This window comes from Geomonas limicola (assembly GCF_014193675.1).
Lineage (GTDB): Bacteria > Desulfobacterota > Desulfuromonadia > Geobacterales > Geobacteraceae > Geomonas > Geomonas limicola.
This window is the reverse complement of record NZ_BLXZ01000001.1, coordinates 748,233-768,563: the sequence shown is the minus strand read 5'-3', so window position 1 is coordinate 768,563 and position 20,331 is coordinate 748,233. Positions and strand designations below refer to the sequence as shown.

Genomic DNA, 20,331 nt, shown 5'->3' with positions numbered 1-20,331 from the left:
CCATGGCAGCGCCCTTTCTCAACGACCACCACCGTTTCTACGAGATCATCGAGAGTTTTGCCGATCCCCTGGTCTTCCTGGATTCCACGCTCGTGATTCGGTACGCCAACCAGTCCTTTTTCGACCAGTTTCGTTATGACTACGTCGACGTGGTCTTTAACAGTTTCCTCAACTTGCTCGACGAGGCGGACCAGGCGACTGCCGGCAAGAACCTGAAGGAGGTCCTGGCGGTAAGCGGTTCGGTAACCCGATTCGAGGTGAGCTTCAGGCATCGCGACGAAGGGGTGCGCTACCTGGACGTCTCGGCAAAGAACATCGACAACCAGAACAGCCAGCCGATGATCGTTTTGAGCTTGAAGGACATCACCTCGCGCAAGGAGGCCGAGGCCGAGCGCGAGCGGCTTCAGGCCCAGTTGATCCAGGCCCAGAAACTGGAAGCGATCGGTCGCCTGGCCGGGAGTGTCGCCCACGACTTCAACAACATGCTGGTGGTGATCATCGGGCATGTCGAGATCCTCGCCGCGAAACTCCCCCCCGACAGCCTGATCCACAACGAATTGATCCCGATCATGATGGCCGCCCAGCGCTCCGCCGACCTGACCCGGCAGTTGCTCGCCTTCGCCAGAAAACAGGTCGTCGCCCCGAAACTTTTGGACCTGAACCACTGCATAGCCACCATGCTGCCGATGTTGAACCGACTGGTGGGCGAGGACGTCAACCTGACCTGGCAATCCGGGTCGGATCTCTCGCTGGTGCTCATGGACCCCTCGCAGGTGGACCAGGTCCTGATGAACCTCTGCGTGAACGCCCGCGACGCCATCGACGGCAACGGGGCGATCACCATCCGGAGTGAAATGGCAGAGTTCGATGAGACCTTTTGCGCCAACCACGTCGGATTCCTGCCGGGGCGCTATACCGCGGTGGCGGTCGGGGACGACGGCTGCGGCATGGACGCCGAGACGCTATCCCATATTTTCGAGCCCTTCTTCACCACCAAGGATGCCAACAAGGGGACCGGGCTCGGCTTGTCGACCGTGTACGGGATGGTAAAGCAAAATAACGGCTTCATCAGCGTGCAGAGCGAGCTCGGCAAAGGGACGATCTTCACGATCTTCTTGCCGGCCCACGCTCCGGAGTTGATCGAAACCGCTCAGGATCCGAAGGTCACCAGCGTACCTTCGGGCAGAGGGACCATTTTGCTGGTTGAGGACGAGTTAGCGGTACTGATGGTCACCAGCCAGATCCTTGAGGGGCTCGGGTACCGCGTGCTGACGGCGGATGCGCCCAGTAAGGCGCTCGAGATGGCCAAGGAGCATGCCGACGCGATCGATCTCCTGATCACCGACGTGGTCCTTCCCGAGGTGAACGGCCGGGAACTGGCGCGGACTCTCGCCGGGCTCTATCCCAATCTGAAGCAGCTGTTCATCTCCGGATATACCGCCAATGTCATCGCCCAGCATGGGGTGCTGGAGCCCGACGTCGAGTTTTTGCAGAAGCCGTTCTCCAGAAGGGATCTGGCGGCAAAGATCGAGAGCATCATGACCGGTACCCGGGGCACCTGACACAGGGGTTCCCGTGGTCCCTGCAGCAACAAAAAGAGCACCTACTCCTCAGCGGGGTAGGTGCTCTTTTTTGTTACGGTACCCGAGCGGCTAGGGTGTCAGTGCCTCGATGGCCGCAGCGAGCGTGAGAGTGCGATGGGCTATCTCGACGTGCAGGTTCTCGACGAGCCTGCCGTTCACCACGGTGATCCCTTTACCTTCCTGCCGTGCCGCTTCCCAGGCCTCGATGATGGTGCGGGCTTCCTGTATTTCCGCCTCGCTCGGCCCAAAGACCCGGTTCGCCACCTCGATCTGCTTGGGATGGATCAGGGTCTTGCCGTCGAAGCCGAGGTCACGCCCCTGGTTGCAGGCCGCCTCGAACCCGGCATCGTCTGCCAGGTCAAGGTGTACGCCGTCCAGGACCTCCAGACCATGGGCGCGGGCGGCAATGACGCAAAGGCTTAAGGCCGTCAGGAATCCGGAGCGATCCGGGGTGTGGCGCACCCTGAGGTCTTTGGCAAGGTCCGAGGTCCCCATGATGATGCCGGCGAGGCGGTGGCTGGCACCGGCGATGTCTTCGATGCGCAGGATGCCGCGCGGTGTCTCGGCGGTGACCCAGATGGGTAGTTCGGCAGGTGCTCCCGCCTGGTCCAGTGCCGCGGTAACGCTGTGCACCTCCTCGGCGGACTCCACCTTGGGGATGACGATGCCGTCCGGCCGCGCCTGTGCCACGGCAGCAATATCGGCGGCACCCCAGGAGGTGCTCGGGCTGTTCACCCTGACCAGCACCTCGCGCTGCCCGAAACCACCCAGCGCAAGTGCTTCCACCACCTGGGCGCGGGCTGCATCCTTGGAAACGGGTGAAACAGCATCCTCAAGGTCGAGGATGAGTGTATCGGCAGGGAGGGTACGGGCCTTCTCCAAGGCACGGGGATTGGAGCCGGGGAGGTATAAAACGGAGCGGCGTGGACGCACATTCATGTCGTCTCCTGTACTTTGGGGGGATTTCGGCCTGCGGTGGCGGGAGTATACACAACTTGATTGAGATATGCACTACCAGGAAGGAAAACGCTACGGTGAGCCACTTTGGGCCCGAGGTGCCCGAGGGGAGTTGTTACGGTGACTGCAACAAGGGCTACCGGTCGATAGCCCTTGTTCAAGGTGAAAATCACGGTTTTAACTTCGGCGCCGGCTCAGTGGAGCTGGTCAGTGGTTTCCTCGGCCGTCGCGGTAAACTCAGCGGCCTTTGTCTCGGCATACTGGCGCCCCCGCTGCAGCTTGCTGTTAACCTTCTGCTGCACGTCGGTGGTGAGATCTTTCATTTTAGTGATAGCCTCGTCGGTGGCATTGGAGACCCGCTTTCTTACTTCGTGCCCCGGCTTAGGCGCGTACAGAAGGGCCAACCCTGCACCCACTATGGCCCCGGCGGAAAAACTTACCAGCTCGGCAGTGGTACTTGCGTGTCGTCTCATAGAAAACCTCCTTTGAATCTCTTGGTTAGCTGCACCTTCCTCTTTGCTATCCCGAATGTCAGGCCCGCTGTCCCCTGTGGCTGTACCAATAACTCCCCAAAGCCGCGCCAAGCGCCGTCGCGAGCGCTCGCCACGCAATCTTGCGCCCTGGCTGCGTGGTACCACTTTTCTTTGAGGAACGGGCGCCACTGAGAAATGCCTTGGACGCGGTCAGTGCCAGCAACAGGCCGGAAACTGGCGGCCTGACCTCACGTTCCCTGGCCTTACGCAGCAACATCAAGAGGCCACCGGTGGCCCCTGCCATCTTTGCTGCCTTGTGGTTTGCATGCTGTTCGGGATGCTGGTTCTGGAGGGGCGTTGCGTAGGTCGAGTGCCGCTTGCGGCTGCGCAGCACCAGCCAAAGTGCGCTTCCTCCCACCAGCGACGCCTGGACCGGGGTACGCTGTGCGACTGTCAACAATCGTGCGGTTCCCTGCCAGAACAACTCTCCTGCCTTGTGCAGGCCACGCCGGCCGAACCCGCGCGGGGAGAGCCTTGCTTCCAAGTCCTGCACCGTCTCTGCTATATCGCTTTCCGTGTGTCGGATCTGTTCGCGAAGCGTGTCCGCCGCCGACTGGAGTTCTTTAGTGTTTTCGCCCATTGTACCGTCTCCTTCAGTGTGGCAACCGTCTCTTCAGGCTTTTTATCCAATTGCGCGAAGTTCTTGCGCCCCCTCTGCACGAGCACGATTCCTGCTCCCAAGAATACCGCCGCAACCAGAAGCGCGGCGCCCCATGCGGGCATGACGGTTGCCAGGCCGAGCACGATGGCTGCGATCAAGACAAAGCTGCCATAATAAAGAAGCGCAGCACCAAGTCCGATAGCGAGCGTGTCCTTTGCAATATCTATCGCCTTTCCCTTCATCTCGGTGAGGAACAGTTCGAGTTCCTGCCGGAATAGTGTACGCACTTCCCGAGTCAACTCGGAGAAAAGTGCTCCGATGGTTTTTTGTTCTCTCTCTGGCATGTCGGCCTCCCTGCCCTTAGTTGGGTTCCTAACTGTTGGTACATATTAATGCTATGGAATATCCGGGGGCTTTGCAAGGATTGTTTGCGGGTCGGAAGGGGCTTCGGAACCATTCATGTGTGGGACGGCGGGTAAGAACCCGTTGAAGTTAGCATTAGCCTTGACTCATAAATCAAAGCAACTATCCTTTCTGTCGTTGCCATCATCGGGAGCTGCCAAGGAGGTCCTTATGGAAGCGGAAGAGGGGAAGAGGGTGACCATTAGTTTCATCTGCAAGCTTGAAGACGGGACCATCTACGATTTCTCCTCCCGCGATCGGCTAGAGTTCGTCATCGGACAGGGGAACACGCTCCCCAGCCTCGAAATGGGGGTCCTGGGAATGAAGCCAGGGGATGCCCGTACCATCCGTGTCCCCGCGGCCGAGGTCGAAGACTTTACCTTCGATGTGGACGAGGCGCCGACCGACGAAGGTTTTCCTGCCGGTGCCGCGGGAGGCGGTTACGGCTACGAGTTCGGACCCGGCGAAGGCGGCGATGACGACGTCTACCTCACGATACCGGAAGCGCCGATGCGCTCGGTACGCGAACGCCCGCCGGCGGGGTCCGATCTCACCTTCGAGGTGGATATGATCTCAGTAGAGGATGCCGATCTGGAACTGGGTGAATGAGAGGACCAAAGGTAGATGAACGAGCCGAGTGCTCAGTGTCATGACAGCTAAGTGCCGATTTCCTAAAATCTATTGGCCTGATTGCCATCAGCAACCGCCATGCTAGTATTAACAAAACCTAACCAAGGAGGTAGCACATGACCCGTGATGAGATCCTGAGCCAACTGGAGAAATTGATCCAACTCGATGTCGATGCCACCCATGCCTATGATCAGGCGATCAAGAATGTGGACGATCAACTGATCAAGGACAAGCTGATCCAGTTCCAGGGCGACCACCGCAGACATATCGACCTGCTCTCCGCGAAGGTCCTGGAAATGGGCGGCACCCCCCCTGAACTGACCTCGGACTTCAAAGGCTTCTTCATCTCCGGTTTCACCGCCCTGCGCAGCCTGACCGGCACCAAAGGCGCCCTCGAGGCCATGGAGACCAACGAGAAGCTGACCACCACCAAGTACCAGGATTCCGTGAAGATGGTCTGGCCGACGGACATTTCCTCGATCATCCAGGCCAACCTGGCCGACGAGCAGCGCCATCTCTCGTACATCCGCGAGGCGGTACAAACGGTGGCAGCGAAGAAACGGTAACTATCACCTCTGCTGGGCGGTCGGTGCTGGGGCGGAATCGGAATCCGCCCCTTTTTTTGGTATCTGCCACGGAGTCACGGAGTCACGGAGAAGGGCAAACTAAAGGAAGCCTGGAAGCAGGGGCCACGGCTAAATTTCCGAGAGAAAATCGAGTGAAAGATACTGAAAACTGGTACGGCCTCCCGCGTTAGTGCAGGAGGCCGTACCAGTTTAACAGGGTTGACTTTCTCCGTGTCTTCGTGGCTAACCCGTCTGCTATTTCTCGTTTTTCTCGTTGCGGGTCAGGAAGGAAGACATCATCTGGCGTGCGGACTGACGCACCATGCCACCCAGGTTCGGGTCCCCCTTGAAGATCGAGGAGAGATACCCTTTCGCCTGCTCGAAGGTGATGTGCGGCGGCAGGGGCGGCACGTCCGGGTCGCAGTGGGCATCGATGACCGCGGGACGGTCTGCGTTGAGGGCGCGCTCCCAGGCTCCTGCGATCTGCTTGGGATCGCTCACCTCGATCCCCATCAGCCCCAGCTGCTCGGCGTAGGCCGCAAAGGAGAAGGCGGGAAGGTCCTGTGAGGCGTCGAACTTCGGGTCGCCGTTCATCACCCGCTGCTCCCAGGTCACCTGGTTCAGGTCGCGGTTGTTCAGCACCAGGATGACGAGGTTCGGGTTGCTCCAGGTTTTCCAGTACTTGGAGATGGTGATGAGTCCCGCGTTGCCGAGCATCTGCATGGCCCCGTCACCGACCAGGGCCAGCACCGCCCGGTTCGGGTGGCAGAACTTGGCGGCCACGGCGTAGGGGACACCGGGGCACATGGTGGCGAGCGTTCCGGAAAGGGAGGCCATCATGCCGGGGCGGATCTTGAGGTCGCGGGCATACCAGTTTGCCGCGGAACCGGAGTCACAGGTGATGATGCAGTTCTCGGGAAGGCGCGGCGAAAGCTCCCAGAAAAGACGCTGCGGATTGATCGGTTTCGCGGAAATCATGGCGCGTGCCTCCATGACCTGCCACCACTCGCGCACCTCCTTTTCAACGGTCTCGCGCCACTCCCGGTCCGGCTTCTTCTCCAGAAGCGGAATGAGCGCCCTTAAGGTGAGCGCCGCGTCCCCTTGGAGGTTGACCTCCATGGGATAGCGCAGACCGAGCATGCGCGGATTGAGGTCGATCTGGACACCTCGTGCCGCCCCCTCCTTGGGGAGGAACTCGGCGTAGGGAAAGCCACTGCCGATCATCAGGAAGGTGTCGCAGTTCATCATCAGTTCCCAACTCGGCTTGGTTCCCAAAAGCCCTATGCTGCCGGTGACGAACGGGAGGTGGTCGGGGAGCACCGCCTTGCCGAGTAAGGCCTTGGCAACCCCGGCACCCAACCGCTCGGCTGCCTCGGCGACCTCTTCGCCGGCGCCGAGTGCTCCGGCTCCGACCAGGATCGCCACCTTTTTGCCGGCGTTCAACACCTCGGCTGCCCGGCGCAGGTCGTCCCGGGCCGGTACCACGTCGGGGCGGCTGAAGCCCAGGCCGGTGTAGGTGGTGCCATGCTTGCGCTCGGGGGAAGCGACCGCATCCATCTCCTGCACGTCGTTGGGGAGGATGATGCAGGTCACGGTCCGCTCCGCCAGCGCAATCCGGATGGCCCGATCCACCAGGTGACGGATCTGGCTTGCCGAGGTTGCCATGTGTACGTACGGGGCGGCCACATCCTTGAACAGCGAGATCAGGTCGACCTCCTGCTGGTAATCGGTGCCCAGGGCGGTGGATGCCTGTTGCCCGACAATGGCGACCACGGGCTGGTGGTCCAACTTGGCATCGTAGAGCCCGTTCAAGAGGTGGATGGCACCCGGGCCGGAGGTGGCGATGCAGATGCCGACCTCACCGGTGAACTTGGCGTGGGCGCAGGCCATGAACGCTGCTTCTTCCTCGTGCCGGGTCTGGATGAAGGTGATGCGTTCCTTGCTGCGGTTGAGCGCCCCCATCACACCGTTGATGCCGTCACCGGGATAGCCATATACCCTGCGCACGCCCCAGTCATAGAGACGCTGGACCAGAAAGTCACTCGTGTTGGTAGCCATGGCTCTCTCCTTTTGATGTGAAAATGCTAATCCGCAGAAGTGTAAGAGCCGTGCTCACGATGTCAACCTGGTTCGGGAGCAACCGGGGCGTTTCTTGACATTGCGGGAGCCCCCGGTAATGATGTTAGGGAATTTTCAGCTAAAGGGGGCCAACATGGACGCGGACTACACCGATTATGAGTATCTGCCAGAATGCAAAGACGGCTGCGGAGCACTCCACGACTGGATGTCCAGCAATGAGGCGGCCCACGCGGTCTGCCACAACCATGAAAAGCAGACCGGCCACACCTGGCGGGTGCAGCAGAGGATGAGGGGAGACCGGGGATGAGAGGCAGGGACTGGGGACTGGCTCCGCAGGTGCCTGTCCCCTTTTGGTAGCAGGAAATGCGAATAGCCAGAGTTCGATACCGGATGTTGCCTTTACGGTATTGGATAAGACGGACGCAGGCGTGGGAGGAGAGGAGTATGCCGGAGTTGCCTGATCTGACGGTATTTGCCGAATCGCTGACGCAGCTCGTGGGGGGTAAGAAGGTGACCGACGCTCGCTACCACCGCCGGTCGCGTCTCAACGTCGATCCAGCACAGTTGCGCGAGACGTTGATCGGGCAACGGGTCGTGGGGGTGCGCCGCGAGGCGAAAGGGCTCTTGTTCTCCCTGGACCGTGGCGACCGGCTCTTCGTGCACCTGATGCTCTCGGGAGGATTTCAGCGGACCCCGCCGGGGGAAGAGGTCGCCTATGCGGTGCTCACGCTCTCCTTCGACGATGGGCACGCGCTGGCTCTTTTCGATCCCCGTGGTCTGGCGACGGTGACGCTCAATCCCAAATCGGGGAAGTCGGTACTCGATGCACTGCAGGTGACCGAGGAGTCTTTGCGGGATATCCTGCTGAGCAAGCCGAAACTGACGGTGAAGGAGTGCCTGATCGACCAGAGCCTGATCTCGGGAATCGGCAACGCCTACTCCGACGAAATCCTCTGGCAGGCCAGGGTGGCCCCCAAGTCGCTGGCCGGTCGGCTCCCCGAGCAGGTCATCGCTCAACTGGCCCGGGCGATTCCCACCGTGCTGAACGAGGCGACCGAATACCTGCGCCGTCAGCATGCCGGCATGATAGCGGGGGAGTTCAGGGAGCACCTCGCGGTGCACAAACCCAAGGCACGCCAGGCGCCGACCGGAGCCCCTATCAAAAACGAGATGGTAGGGCAGAAGAAGACCTACTATACCGAGGAACAGGTGCTGTATGAGTAGATGAGGGGGACTGGGGACCGGGGACCGGGGACTGGCTCCGCAGGTGCCTGTCCCCTTTTCGGCGGTAGGGACGGTCCAGGCCACCAACAGCCCGGCGGGATAATCCAGCTCGACACACAAAAGGGAGAGCAGCTCAGGCTGCTCTCCCTTTTTTCTTGCCGCGGCCGGCATCAGTGCAGGTTCGACTCGTCTTCTGCTTTAAGGTGCGGGAAATGGTCGTGGCCGATCTCGTGGGTCAGTTCACCTATCTTGCCGCAACTCACGCAGAGGTACTTGTCTCCCTGGGCCCGGTAATCGTGGCGCTCGCAGGCCGGACTCCATATCTTGGTGTCGCAACGTGGCTCTTCGGACCTCTCTTTCGTCTCCTTGTCTAATTCCATGGCCTTACCTCCTTTGGTGACAGCCCATTATAGCACGAGCGCCTTGGGACCGGCTGGTGGGTAATTATGGGAAGGATCACGGGCGGGAAGGCAGGACGAAGAGGGGGCGAAAAGGTTGATGGTGAGGAGTCGACGGGGCTTCTGGCCGTCGAGGGAGAGCTTCCTTCGGAGCTATAGCGTGATCAGGATCTGGCTCAGGCGGCGGATACCTTTGGCGAAGGAACTGGTCTCGTAGCTGGTGAGGCTTTCGAAGATGAACTCGCCATCCACCGGTTGCTCCGGATCGACCACGCGGGCGATCGGCTCCAGGGTCTTGAGGAGTTCCACGTTTTCATGGGTGGGATCGGCGACGTAGCGGCAGATGCGCGAGAGGGGATCGTCGGCCAGTTCGTTCAGACGCTGCACCAGGTTTTCCACCGGCGCGAATCGCTCCTCGGCTCCCTGGCCGAAAAGGCCGGCGTGCTCTGCCAAGAGCGACGCGCGTACCGCCTGCAGGGTCCGGGTGAGTTCCGGCTCGTCCTGGGCCGCCTCCCAGCTTACGTTGAGCTCGGTATCCAGCCCCATGCTGCGGTTGGTGGCATTGGCGGATCCTACGCTCAGGAATCGGTCGTCTACCAGCAGGAGCTTCGAGTGGATGAAGGTGAGCTTGCGCTGCCCGCCGTCCAGACACGCGGTGCAGTAAACGGCAAACTCATGGCCGGTCTTCGCCGCCACCTGCTCGAGTGAGGAGAGCATCTGCATCTGGGGAAGTCCCAGGAAAAGCTGTTCGGTGAGCGGCAGCCGGTCCGGAAGCATCAGCACGATCTGGATCCGTCCCCGGTCCGGAAGCGCCATGCGGGAGACCAGGGACCAGTAGATTGCCTGCGAGCTGAAGTACTGGTTTTCCAGGTAGATGAGACGCTCCGCGGAGAGAATGGCGTCCACGAAGAGGTGGCGGATCTCGAAGACCTGCTTCGGCCGCACTTCAGAGGACCTGGCCTGGGTGCGGCTCACGGCCACCCGGCGGGTAGGGAGCGGGATCGCGCCGGCAATTTCGGGGACCCGCTGTGGCTCGAGAACGGGGAGGCGTAACGGCTCTGCGCCCGACTCACTCCAACGCTCGAGGAACAGGGCGAGCAGTTCCTGCACGACAGGACCGGTGTGGTAGGACTGGATGTCGTGGTAGGAGCCGTAGGGCTTGCCGTTGCCGTCCACCCGCAGCGGGTTCTCGTTGAGATGGCGGCGCTCGTCCCAGCGCGAGGCGCAGATATCCATCCCCCCCACGAAGGCAAGGCACCCGTCGACGATCACGAACTTCTGGTGGTGCGTGGCCCCTGCGGCGTGCTGGTTGTCGAAGCGAAAGTGCATCCGGTCATTGGTGGTCCAGTCGAAGAGCACATCCTGGAACCACTCACGCTCAAGGGCGAAGAAGGCGCTGAAGTCCCAGGCGAGGATGTAGATCTCGAGGTCCGGGTTCCTGGTGCAGAGCTCGTCGAGGAAGTTCAGCAGCAGCACCTCGCCCCCCGCCTGTTCCGCCTCGGCCCCCCGCAAGAGTTCCACCTCCGAGTCGAACTGCCAGCCGGCCATCAGGATGTAGCGACGCGCCTTGCGGGCCTGGTGATAGAAGGCCCGGTAGTAGTCGCAGGCATCGATGAGCAGCCCGGTCTCCTGCGCCTCGAAGATCCCCAGGCAGTTTGCTCCCGGCTTCAGTACGCTCATGGCAGCTCCAGGGTGACCAATAGCGGCAGGTGGTCCGAGGCGAGACGGGTGAGGGCGGTGCGCGGCACCGCAATGTCGCGGACTTTGAGCTCGGGGGAGATGAACAGGTGGTCGATACGCATGAGCGGCAGCCGGACCGGGAAGGTTCCCCTGGGGCGGCACCCCTTAAGGGAACACTGGGCGTCCTTGAGCTGTCGGATCAGGCAGCGGTAGGCTGCTGACCGGGGCAGGGCGTTGAAATCTCCACAGAGGGCAACCGGGCCGCGACATTCCGGGTGTCCCAGCCACTCCGGCCCGAGGAGCGCCTCCGCCTGACAAATGCGCTCCCGACGGTCCAGGCCGAAATGGGTGGCGAGCACCTGCAGTGCCTTCCCCTGGTGTTCCACCTCAACCCACAGCGCACCACGCCGCTCGAAGCTGCGCTTTGGGTGCGAGGGGAGCGGGCCGGCCTTAACCAGGCGCATCGGCAGCCGGCTCAGCACCGCGTTGCCGTAGCCGCCCTCCTCGACCCGGAACGAAGGGTGGAAGTGGTAGGCCATCTCCAACTGGTGGGCGATCACGTGCGCCTGGTCCACCAAGGCGGTGCGGGTCAGGCCGCTGTCCAGCTCCTGCAGGGCGACGACGTCCGGTGCGCAGCGCTCAATGACCCGGGCGATACGCAAAGGGGATATCTTGCCGTCCATGCCGATGCTGCTGTGCACGTTGTAGGTCATGATGGAAATCGATGTGGTCATGCGGCCGGAGGTTGGTGGTTGGAGAAATTTAAAACGGCACCCTTGCAAGGTTTATTAGAGATGGTACATAAACCGGGGCAGATGTCAAACGGAAGGACCAGCCGCGAGGCCGGCTGCAGCGCGGGGGTAAGCTTTCAAACGGTTGGAAACAGAAATCGATAAGGCCAACGGGCGAGGGTCTTCATTATGACGCACAAGGTGAGACTACTCGTGGCACTGGCGGTGCTGGTCTTCGCGACCTTGGCCGCCTTGCTTTTGCACGATGTTTTGAGCCTGGCCAGGCTCCGGGAACACCGGGAACTCCTCCTGGGTTTCATCGAGGAGCACTACCTGGAGGCGGTGCTCTGTTTCGTCGCGCTTTACCTGGCGACAGCGCTCTTCCTGCCGGGTGCCCTGGTACTCACCCTGACCGGCGGGATGCTGTTCGGGACGCTCCCTACCGTCCTGTACGTGAACCTCGGCGCCACCTCCGGGGCCGTCCTCGCCTTTCTCGCGGGGCGCTACCTGGTGGGGGACTGGGTACAGCGGCGCTACCGGGAACCGCTCGCCCGGCTCAACCGGGAACTCGCCGAACGCGGCGGGAGCTACCTGCTCACCCTGCGTATCCTGCCGGTCCTCCCTTTTTTCGTGGTGAACTACTGCGCCGGCATCAGCAACATCCGCCTGCGCACCTTCATCTGGGCAACGTCGCTGGGGTTACTCCCGGGTTCCTGTATCTACGCCTACCTGGGGACCCAGTTGCGTCAGGTCAAGGAACTGCGCGATCTGGCTACGCCACGGATACTGGAGGGACTGATGCTGATGGCCCTGCTGGCATTGGCGCCGGTGCTACGCCATCACCTCATGAAAAAGAAAGATCCGGCAGCTCCGGGGTGACCTTGACCGGAGCTGCCGGATCTCTGCTTGAAACGATGTGCCCAGTCTTTAAGTACTGCTTCAAAGCATCGTAATTAACTGCAAGCAACAGCTCATGAACCCGCAACTCACTCACCCACGATCTCCACCAGGGTAGCATCGGCTGCGACGCCGGATGACCTCCCAGGGCGCGGGGAGGTGGCGCTCGGGAAAGAGGCGCTTATCTGTTCTGCAGGTAGTCGACCAGGAGTCGAACCCCGACGCCGGTGGCGCCTTTGGGGCAGTAAGAGCGGGCCTTGTCGCTCCAGGCGGTGCCGGCGATGTCGAGGTGGGCCCAGGGGGATTGCCCCACGAACTGCTTCAGGAACCAGCCGGCCTTGCTGGCGCCGGCATCCCGGCTACCGGCGTTTTTCAGGTCGGCGATGTCGCTTTTCATGTTTTCGCCGTACTCGTCGAAGACCGGGAGCTGCCAGACCCTCTCGCCAGTCCGGCCAGCGGCACTCTTCAGGGCTTCGGCAAGCTGGTCGTCGTTGGCGATCAGGCCGGTCGCCTCGTGGCCGAGTGCTACCACGCAGGCGCCGGTCAGGGTAGCCAGGTCGATGAGGGCCGCCGGCTGGTACTGCTGGGCGAAGTGCAGGGCATCGCAGAGGATGAGACGTCCTTCGGCGTCGGTATTGGTGATCTCGATGGTGAGACCGGAATAGGAGGTGAGCACGTCGCCGGGGCGGAACGACTTGCCGTCCGGCATGTTCTCCGCGGTCGGAATGATGCCGACCAGGTTCACCGGGAGCTTGAGCCCTGCAACCGCCTCCAGGGTCCCGAGCACGGCGGCGCTGCCGGCCATGTCGGTCTTCATCTCCTCCATCCCCGCACCCGGTTTCAGCGAGATGCCGCCCGAGTCGAAGGTGATCCCTTTGCCGACCAGCACTACCGGGTTCCCCGGTTCCGGTGCCCCCTGGTATTCCACCACGATGAGGCGCGGCGGTTCGACGGAGCCTTTGCCGACCGCGATGAGCGCGTTGAGCCCCATCTGGGTCAGTTCGTCCAGTTCGTAGACCCGGAAGGAGAGGCCGTGCCTCCCGGCAAGTTCGCGTGCGGTGTCGGCCAGATAGCCGGTGTTGACCACGTTCCCCGGTTGGGAAACCAGGTCCCGGGCGAGCTTCACACCGCCGCAGAGGATCTCGCTGCGCCGGAGCCCCTCGCCAGCCGCATCCTGGTCGAAATCCGGCGGGAGCAACAGGGTAGCTGCCTCGAAGCCGAAACGCTCTTCCTTGTCCTTGGTCTTGTAGGCGTCGAAGCTGTAGCTCCCCAGGTAGGTGCCGCTGGCGATCGCTTCCAGCGCTTCCGGAAAGGTTGCGGCCCAGGGGAGGGCGCTCGCGAAGCTGGCGACCCGCGCGGTTTTCAGCGCCTGCATCGCGACCCCGGCTGCCTGGCGCAGCTTCTCTGCAGTAAGCTCGGCCTGCTTGCCGAGTCCGACCAGCACGATCCGCTCGGCGGGAAGCCGGCCTAAGCTGTGCAGCAGACGCGAACTGCCGGCTTTGCCGGTAAACTCCCGACCGGAAGCGAGCCGGTCCAGCAAGCCGTCCAGTGCGGCGTTGCAGTCGCGGGTGAGATCGGTCTGGGCATCTTCGAAGATCCCGACTACCAGGGCCGAGCAGGTGAGTTGCAGGGGATTGTCGGAAGTGACAGCTATGTTCATGGGAGCCTCCCTGATGAGGTGGTGTGGTTCATTAGACTTACTATAACGGCAAGTGCCGGTTCCGTCCATCGCGATTTGCGGTCCTGGATGCGCGCCAGCACGAGCCGAAGCGCCTGAGGGAGTCTGTAGTAACAATTAAGAAGTTGTAATTTTTTTAGCTGCACCGTCTTGTCTGGTGTGCCGGATGGTAGAGTATTCCGGCACACCCAGGGGAGCCTGCCGCCGCACTGGGGGGCCAGCTGGAAGGTACCCGGTTCAGAATCTATCGTGAGGGAACAACATGCCGCACAGCGCCACAACCAGACCTGTCACCCCTTCGGATGCCTCGAGCATCCGTTTCCACCTGATCCGCCTGGTGGTCGCCGCCGTGGCGCCGGTCTGGCTCATCGCGAGCCTTCTGGTGTACCACGCCTTCCTGACCAAGCGCGAAGAACTGAACCGGAGCATGCTGGAAACCGCGCGGTCTCTGACCCGGGTGGTGGACCGCGAATTGGGCAGCATCGAGGCCTCCCTGTCCACCCTGGCCACCTCGCCGAGTTTTGCGGCCGGCGACCTGGGCGCCGTGCACCGCCAGGCCCAGCAGGTGCTCAGGTCTTATCCTTCCGCCGACATCCTGGTGACCGACGGCTACGGCCAGGAGCTGCTGCACACCTCGCGTCCCTTTGGTTCGACTCTACCGCGCCGCAACAACCTGGACTCGGTGCGCCGTATCTTTCAGACCGGCAAACCGTCGGTATCGGGGCTGCACACCGGGGCGGTCAGCCAGCAGCCCCAGGTGAGCGTCGACGTGCCGGTGTACGTGAACGGGGTGGTGAAGTACGACCTCGCCCTCACCCTGCGCTCCGAGCCGATGGCCGAGGTCTTGCGGCAGGCGAGTCTGCGCCCCGACTGGTACGGCCTCATCCTGGACAGCAACCAGATCCTGGTGGCCAGGACCGGAAACTCGGAGCGGAGCATCGGGAGCAAGATACCCGCGACCTTGGGTGACGCGGCCCGGGAGGGGATCGTTGAGAGCACCAACCTGGAGGGGGCGCCGGTCATGGCCACCCTGTGCCGCTCCGCCCTTTCCAACTGGTCGGTGCTGATCGAGGTACCCAAGGCGGCGGTGCTGGCGGCGTTGTACCGCTGGGCGGGCTGGACGCTTCTGGCTGCGCTGGTGCTGACCGGGCTGGTCTTGGGGCTCATCTTCGGGTATGCCAGAAAGATCGCCGATGCCATCCAGTCGCTGGTGGAGCCGGCGCTCTCCCTGGGGCGGGCGGAGATGGTCCCGGCCCTGGGGAGTTTTGCCGTGAAGGAGACCGCAGAAGTGGCGGTGGCGCTGGAACAGGCCTACCAGCTACTGCAGACCCGGGCTGCGCAGCGCGACCAGGCAGAGCGCGAGCTGCTCTATACCATCGCAGATCTCGAGAAGCAGACGCGCGAGCGCCTGGACGCCCTGGAGAAGTTGAGCGAAAAGGAGCAACTGCTGGTGCAGCAGGGGCGCCAGGCGGCGATGGGCGAGATGATCGGCAACATCGCCAACCAGTGGCGCAAACCCTTGAACGACCTGGGGCAACTGATCCAGCAGGTACCGATCACCTTCACCAAGGGGGATCTCACCAAGAAGTACCTGGACGAGGTGGCGCGCAAGGCGGGGACCTTGATGAACCAGATGTCCTGCACACTGGACGAGTTCCGTAACTTCTTCAGGACCGACAAGGAAAAGGTGAAGTTTCGGGTGAACGCGGAGGTGCAGCGCACCCTGATGCTTTTGGAGGGGAGTTTTGCCAAGCACGGGATCGGGATAGAGGTGCAGGGCGGTGACGATCCCTACATCTACGGGTATCCGGCGGAGTTTTCCCAGGTACTGCTCAACATCCTGATGAACGCCCAGGAGGAGTTTGCCAAGAAGGCGGTCCTGGATCCGCGGGTGTGGATTACCATGGGGAGAGAAAACGGCAGGACGGTGGTGACCATTTCGGATAATGCCGGTGGCATTCCGGAGGAGATCATGGGGAAGATCTTCGATCCCTACTTCACCACCAAGGAACCCAAGTCCGGTACCGGGGTAGGGCTGTTCATGTCCAAGACCATGATCGAGAAGCACATGGGGGGGCTGCTGTCGGTGCGCAACAACGACGCCGGTGCGGAATTCAGTATCGAATTCTGAACAAACTAAACCCCTTATTCACCGCAAAGACGCAAAGGACGCGAAGAAACTTCAGAGGCTTGTTAGCCGCGGAAAATCATAAAAACACAAAAAAACTTAATACATACGTAAATCTGTTCGGCCTTCTGCGTTAACGCGGAGGGCCGAGCAAGTTTTGAGGGCTTATTGTGTCTTGGTGGCTAAAAGGTTTCTTCGCGTCTTCGCGTCTTTGTTGGTGAGATGGTTTTGGGCTTTTGGCTTTGATTTATGAGACCAGCCGGCGTGCCACTTCCTCGGCTTCGCGCAGCACCTCTTCGGGGGCGGCGTCGACGCTGCCCGGCCCGATGCCGCAGCTACGGATCAGGGTGGCCTCGGTAAAACCGGTCCACTTCAGGAAGTGCTCGTAACGCAGGAAGATGTCGGCAAACATCTCCTCGTCGGGATGCCCCTGGGTGAGCACGAAGACGAGCTTCTTCGGCGAGAGGCGGGAAGGGGTGGCACTGGACCGGTAGTCAGGGACCAGGTAGGAGAAGGTCCGGTCCAGGAAGCCTTTGAGCTGGCTGGTGATCTCCCCGTAGTAGACCGGCGAAGCAAGCACCACGAGATCGGCCTCGGCCACCGCGTCGAGCACCTGGGCCAGGTCGTCCTGCAGCACGCAGTGGTCGAGGGTGGTCTTGCAGACGTAGCACCCCTGGCAGCCCCGATAGGTGAGGCGGTTGAGGGTGAAGCTCCTGGTCTCGACACCGAGTTCCCGGGCCGTCTGCAGGAATCGGTTGGCGATTGCGGAACTGTTGCTGGCAGGCCGGGGGCTCCCCAGCAGGCAGACGATCTTCATCTGTCCTCCGTTTTTAACAAGGATAAAACAACGCATAACAGGGATAAATGGGATGAATGGGATGAATGGGATGAAAACCTAGAAAAAATAGAAACAAGGCAAATACCATCAGACGTGGGCAAACCCCGTTGCCAGCTTCAGCCTTTATCCCCTTAAACCCATCATCCCTGTTATTTAGCCGTTATCCCCTTAATTCCATTCATCCCTGTTGGTTTTGCCGTTATCCTGTTAATCCCATTTACCCCTGTTCAAGTTCGGTTTTATCCCAGGTATCCCTGTCAGAGATGCGGGTGCAGCAGGTCGGCCAGTTCGAAGGCGAGCTCCACCCCCTGCTCGGCGTTGAGGCGCGGGTCGCAGTTGGTCTGGTAGTTTAAGTGCAGGTGCTGGTCCATGAGTTGACGGCTGCCTCCGGTGCACTCGGTCACGTTGTCGCCGGTCAACTCGAGGTGCACGCCACCCGGTACGGTCCCCTCGGCCTTGTGGATCTGGTAGAAGGAACGGATCTCCTGCAGGATCACCTCGAAGTTCCGCGACTTCTGCCCGTACTGGTTCTGGTAGGTGTTACCGTGCATGGGATCGCAACTCCAGACCACCTTGTACCCCTCGCGGCTCAACTCCCGCAACAGGGGAGGGAGATACTCCTCAATCTTATGAACGCCGAAGCGGGTGATCAGGGTGAGCCTCCCCGGCTCGTTGTCGGGGCTCAAACGCTCGATGATCCGCTTGATGTCGTCAATGTCGTACTTCGGTCCGATCTTCATGCCGAGCGGGTTCTGGATGCCACGCAGGAACTCGACGTGGGCCCCCTCCAGCTGCCGGGTGCGATCGCCGATCCAGAGCATGTGCCCGCTGGTGTCGTACCAGCCACCGGAAATGGAATCCATCCGGGTGAGCGCCTGCTCGTAGTCGAGTAACAGCGCCTCGTGAGAGGTGTAGAGGGTTACCTGGTTCAGCTGCGGCACGTGCTGCGGGTCGAGACCTATGGCGGACATGAAGTTGATGGTCTTCCAGATCTGGCGAACCAACTCCTCGTACTTCTGCCCGGCGGGGAGGGCGTCCAGCGAGGCGCGATGCCAGGCCTGGACCCGTTCTAGCGCCGCATAGCCACCCAGGGTGAAGGAGCGCACCAGGTTCAAAGTGGCAGCGGAGCGGTAGTACCCCTCGAGCATGCGCCGCGGGTCCGGGGTGCGGGACTCGAGGTTCGGCTCGGGACTGTTCACCATGTCGCCGCGGTAGCTCGGGAGTTCCAGTCCGTTCACAATTTCGGTGTCGCTGGAGCGCGGCTTGGCGTACTGTCCGGCGATGCGCCCGATCTTGATCACCTTCTTCTCGCCGGCAAAGGCGAGCACCACCGACATCTGCAGGATGACCTTCAACAACTCGCGGATGTCCGGGCCGGTGCAGCGCGAGAAATCCTCGGCACAGTCCCCGCACTGCAGCACGAAGGCATTCCCCTCGACCGCCTCGGCGAGGCTTGCCTTGAGGGTCTGGCACTCGCCGGCAAAGACGAGCGGCGGGAGCTGGGAGAGGCTCTTCAGGGTATCGTCGAAAACCGGGCCTGTCGGCCAATTGGGCTGCTGCTGGGCCGGGAAGGAGTGCCAGCTGGATTTCTTCCAGTCATGGGTGGTCATAATGCTACCTCTCTAAGACGGTGTCGGGAACTCCGCCATGGTATCAGGAAAGGCCCGATTGAAGAAGCCAAATGCGCTCGAACTCACGGCTTGCGGGCCCACAGGCATTGCGCGGCGTGGACATGACAGAAAGCTAATAGCAGAATCGGTCAAAAACATCAATGAATCCGGAGAAAAAGAATAAAGCCGTCTCCCCAAACAGCAAGTGCCGTGGTATTATCCATCAATCATGAGTACCGACCCCCACGATCCCACCACTTCACGTCAAGATGACAGCGCGGCTGACGCAGTGCAGCCATCCGGCACACCAGCCGAAGAGCGCAGCAGTTCGCCTGTGGAAGCGGCCGAAGCGGCCGAGACTGCCGTCTCGGGTAATCCCCTGCGCAACCTCTTGTGCAACCTGAAAGCCGGCCTGCGAATCTCCCTGCTGCTCCGGGTTACGCCGGGACAACTCTGCGTCACCCCTGGCGCACTGGCTCTATTGGCCGTGCTCGACTTCCTGTGCAACCTCGGGGTCTCCTACCTCCTGGTCGGGCGCTCCGGCAGCTTCGCCGCATCGGCGGTTCCCGGGTTCTTCTTCCACCTGCCGCTGGTTCTCTTCGCCGGCTACCTGGCCGCGCGACTGCTCTCCCGACCGGTCCTGGGGTGCGGCCTCGCCGTGGCCCTGGTGTCGCTCAGTATCCCCATCGAACTCGGCCACGCACTCCTGGAACGCCTGGCACTATTCAGGTGGCTCGAATGGCTGCAGCCCTACCTCGACGCACCGCACTACTACCGGTTCTACGGCTGGTGGGGGCTCTGCGGGCTGCTCTTTTTGCTGCGCGTCCCGGGGACTCCGGTTGCCCGACGTGTACAGAGCGCCCTGCTGCTGGTGCTCGTTGCGCTGGTACCGCTCTGGTTCTTCTCGCGTGCCGACCTCTGGGTGAGCGCCGGGCAGGGGGGGAGCGAAAGCGGAGAGCTGCAGCTCAACGAAAGCGTCCTGGCTGCCCAAGGGAGGCTTCTGGACAGCCAGCTTGCCAGCCTGCTCCCCGGCGAGCGCGGCCGGTCGCATTTCTACTTCGTCGGTTTTGCCGGCGACGCCACGCAGGACGTCTTCTTAAAAGAGGTGCTGGCGGCGCAGCAGGTCTTCGACCGGCGCTTCCGGACCTTCGGACGCAGCCTGGTCCTGGCCAACAACCCGCAGAGCGCGAGTACGCTCCCCTTCGCCAGCGCGAGCAACCTGGAAAAGGCCTTGGTACGGCTGGGACAGGTGATGAACCGCGACAGCGATGTCCTGGTGCTCTTTCTCACCTCGCACGGCTCGCGGGACCACGAACTGGAGGTGAGCAACCCCCCGCTCGACCTGGACCAGGTGACGCCCGAAATGGTGCGCAAGATGCTGGCGAAATCCGGGATCCGCTGGAAGGTACTGGTGGTTTCCGCCTGCTTCTCGGGCGGCTTCATCGACCCGTTGAAAGGTGAAGATACCCTGATCATCACCGCTGCGGACGCGAGGAGCGAGTCCTTCGGCTGCGGTTTCGGCGAGAAGTTCACCTGGTTCGGGGAGGCCTTCTTGGACCGCGGGCTGAAATCGAGCTTCTCCTTCAGCGATGCCTTCGTGAAGGCGCGGGCGATCATCCGCAAGTGGGAGGAGGAACAGGGGGAAACGCCGTCGAACCCGCAGATCTGGGTGGGACGCGAAATCGGCAGGAAGCTCAGGCAGATGGAGCCGGAGTTGGCGGGTAAGACGAAGGTCAAGGCACGACCCTGACCGGTAATGGGAAAGGTGGCCACCGAGGAATCAAAGGTTCACCGAG

At 61.7% G+C, this 20,331-nt stretch carries 19 protein-coding genes; 8 read left to right on the top strand and 11 right to left on the bottom strand.

Annotated features, from left to right (window positions below):
- Positions 1-2: 2 nt before the first annotated feature.
- Positions 3-1,562, top strand: a complete 1,560-nt coding sequence (locus tag H7688_RS03180; RefSeq protein WP_183359568.1) for a hybrid sensor histidine kinase/response regulator — start codon at positions 3-5, stop codon at positions 1,560-1,562.
- Positions 1,563-1,652: 90 nt separating this feature from the next.
- On the opposite strand, the gene H7688_RS03175 is transcribed toward H7688_RS03180, so the two are convergent.
- From H7688_RS03175 to H7688_RS03160, 4 genes are all read right to left on the bottom strand, one after another.
- Positions 1,653-2,522, bottom strand: coding sequence for an HpcH/HpaI aldolase/citrate lyase family protein (locus tag H7688_RS03175; protein WP_183359567.1), 870 nt, complete (start codon positions 2,520-2,522; stop codon positions 1,653-1,655).
- Positions 2,523-2,734: 212 nt separating this feature from the next.
- Entirely contained in the window at positions 2,735-3,013 is a 279-nt protein-coding gene (locus tag H7688_RS03170; protein WP_183359566.1) for a YtxH domain-containing protein, read from the bottom strand.
- 58 nt (positions 3,014-3,071) lie between these two features.
- The gene (locus tag H7688_RS03165; RefSeq protein WP_183359565.1) at positions 3,072-3,653 is read right to left on the bottom strand and encodes a DUF3618 domain-containing protein; all 582 of its coding nucleotides are present in this window, start codon (positions 3,651-3,653) and stop codon (positions 3,072-3,074) included.
- A complete protein-coding gene (locus H7688_RS03160; protein ID WP_183359564.1) occupies positions 3,575-4,018 on the bottom strand; it encodes a phage holin family protein in 444 nt (147 codons plus the stop codon). The genes H7688_RS03165 and H7688_RS03160 overlap by 79 nt, the downstream gene beginning before the upstream one ends.
- A gap of 229 nt (positions 4,019-4,247) precedes the next feature.
- On the opposite strand from H7688_RS03160, the gene H7688_RS03155 reads away from it, so the two are divergent.
- Positions 4,248-4,685: an FKBP-type peptidyl-prolyl cis-trans isomerase gene (locus tag H7688_RS03155; protein WP_183359563.1), complete on the top strand. Its 438-nt coding sequence runs from the start codon at positions 4,248-4,250 to the stop codon at positions 4,683-4,685.
- Between the two features lie 137 nt (positions 4,686-4,822).
- A complete protein-coding gene (locus H7688_RS03150; RefSeq protein ID WP_183359562.1) occupies positions 4,823-5,272 on the top strand; it encodes a DUF2383 domain-containing protein in 450 nt (149 codons plus the stop codon).
- Positions 5,273-5,527: 255 nt separating this feature from the next.
- On the opposite strand, the gene H7688_RS03145 is transcribed toward H7688_RS03150, so the two are convergent.
- Positions 5,528-7,330, bottom strand: coding sequence for a thiamine pyrophosphate-requiring protein (locus H7688_RS03145; RefSeq protein ID WP_183359561.1), 1,803 nt, complete (start codon positions 7,328-7,330; stop codon positions 5,528-5,530).
- 154 nt (positions 7,331-7,484) lie between these two features.
- Here H7688_RS03145 and H7688_RS03140 point away from each other — a divergent pair, with 154 nt between their 5' ends.
- Positions 7,485-7,658, top strand: coding sequence for a hypothetical protein (locus H7688_RS03140; RefSeq protein WP_183359560.1), 174 nt, complete (start codon positions 7,485-7,487; stop codon positions 7,656-7,658).
- A 137-nt stretch (positions 7,659-7,795) separates the two neighbouring features.
- Entirely contained in the window at positions 7,796-8,575 is a 780-nt protein-coding gene (locus tag H7688_RS03135) for a DNA-formamidopyrimidine glycosylase family protein (protein WP_183359559.1), read from the top strand.
- Between the two features lie 170 nt (positions 8,576-8,745).
- On the opposite strand, the gene H7688_RS03130 is transcribed toward H7688_RS03135, so the two are convergent.
- The 3 genes from H7688_RS03130 to H7688_RS03120 all read right to left on the bottom strand — a co-directional run bounded on the left by H7688_RS03130 (position 8,746) and on the right by H7688_RS03120 (position 11,387).
- The gene (locus H7688_RS03130; RefSeq protein WP_183359558.1) at positions 8,746-8,955 is read right to left on the bottom strand and encodes a hypothetical protein; all 210 of its coding nucleotides are present in this window, start codon (positions 8,953-8,955) and stop codon (positions 8,746-8,748) included.
- A 171-nt stretch (positions 8,956-9,126) separates the two neighbouring features.
- On the bottom strand, positions 9,127-10,653 hold the full coding sequence (locus H7688_RS03125; protein ID WP_183359557.1) for a phospholipase D-like domain-containing protein: 1,527 nt from the start codon (positions 10,651-10,653) through the stop codon (positions 9,127-9,129).
- A complete protein-coding gene (locus tag H7688_RS03120) occupies positions 10,650-11,387 on the bottom strand; it encodes an endonuclease/exonuclease/phosphatase family protein (RefSeq protein ID WP_183359556.1) in 738 nt (245 codons plus the stop codon). Before H7688_RS03120 ends, H7688_RS03125 begins: the two co-directional genes overlap by 4 nt.
- A 186-nt stretch (positions 11,388-11,573) precedes the next feature.
- Here H7688_RS03120 and H7688_RS03115 point away from each other — a divergent pair, with 186 nt between their 5' ends.
- The gene (locus H7688_RS03115) at positions 11,574-12,263 is read left to right on the top strand and encodes a TVP38/TMEM64 family protein (protein WP_246329692.1); all 690 of its coding nucleotides are present in this window, start codon (positions 11,574-11,576) and stop codon (positions 12,261-12,263) included.
- A 199-nt stretch (positions 12,264-12,462) separates the two neighbouring features.
- Here H7688_RS03115 and H7688_RS03110 read toward each other — a convergent pair whose 3' ends face one another.
- A complete protein-coding gene (locus H7688_RS03110) occupies positions 12,463-13,941 on the bottom strand; it encodes a leucyl aminopeptidase (protein WP_183359555.1) in 1,479 nt (492 codons plus the stop codon).
- 280 nt (positions 13,942-14,221) lie between these two features.
- Here H7688_RS03110 and H7688_RS03105 point away from each other — a divergent pair, with 280 nt between their 5' ends.
- Complete coding sequence (locus H7688_RS03105; RefSeq protein WP_183359554.1) at positions 14,222-16,090, top strand: ATP-binding protein; 1,869 nt, start codon at positions 14,222-14,224, stop codon at positions 16,088-16,090.
- A 244-nt stretch (positions 16,091-16,334) separates the two neighbouring features.
- Here H7688_RS03105 and H7688_RS03100 read toward each other — a convergent pair whose 3' ends face one another.
- Entirely contained in the window at positions 16,335-16,904 is a 570-nt protein-coding gene (locus tag H7688_RS03100; RefSeq protein WP_183359553.1) for a flavodoxin family protein, read from the bottom strand.
- Between the two features lie 278 nt (positions 16,905-17,182).
- Positions 17,183-18,535 (bottom strand): class II 3-deoxy-7-phosphoheptulonate synthase, encoded by a 1,353-nt coding sequence (locus tag H7688_RS03095; protein WP_183359552.1) that lies wholly within the window; start codon positions 18,533-18,535, stop codon positions 17,183-17,185.
- Between the two features lie 229 nt (positions 18,536-18,764).
- On the opposite strand from H7688_RS03095, the gene H7688_RS03090 reads away from it, so the two are divergent.
- Positions 18,765-20,285, top strand: coding sequence for a C13 family peptidase (locus H7688_RS03090; RefSeq protein ID WP_183359551.1), 1,521 nt, complete (start codon positions 18,765-18,767; stop codon positions 20,283-20,285).
- The last annotated feature ends 46 nt before the right edge of the window (positions 20,286-20,331 follow it).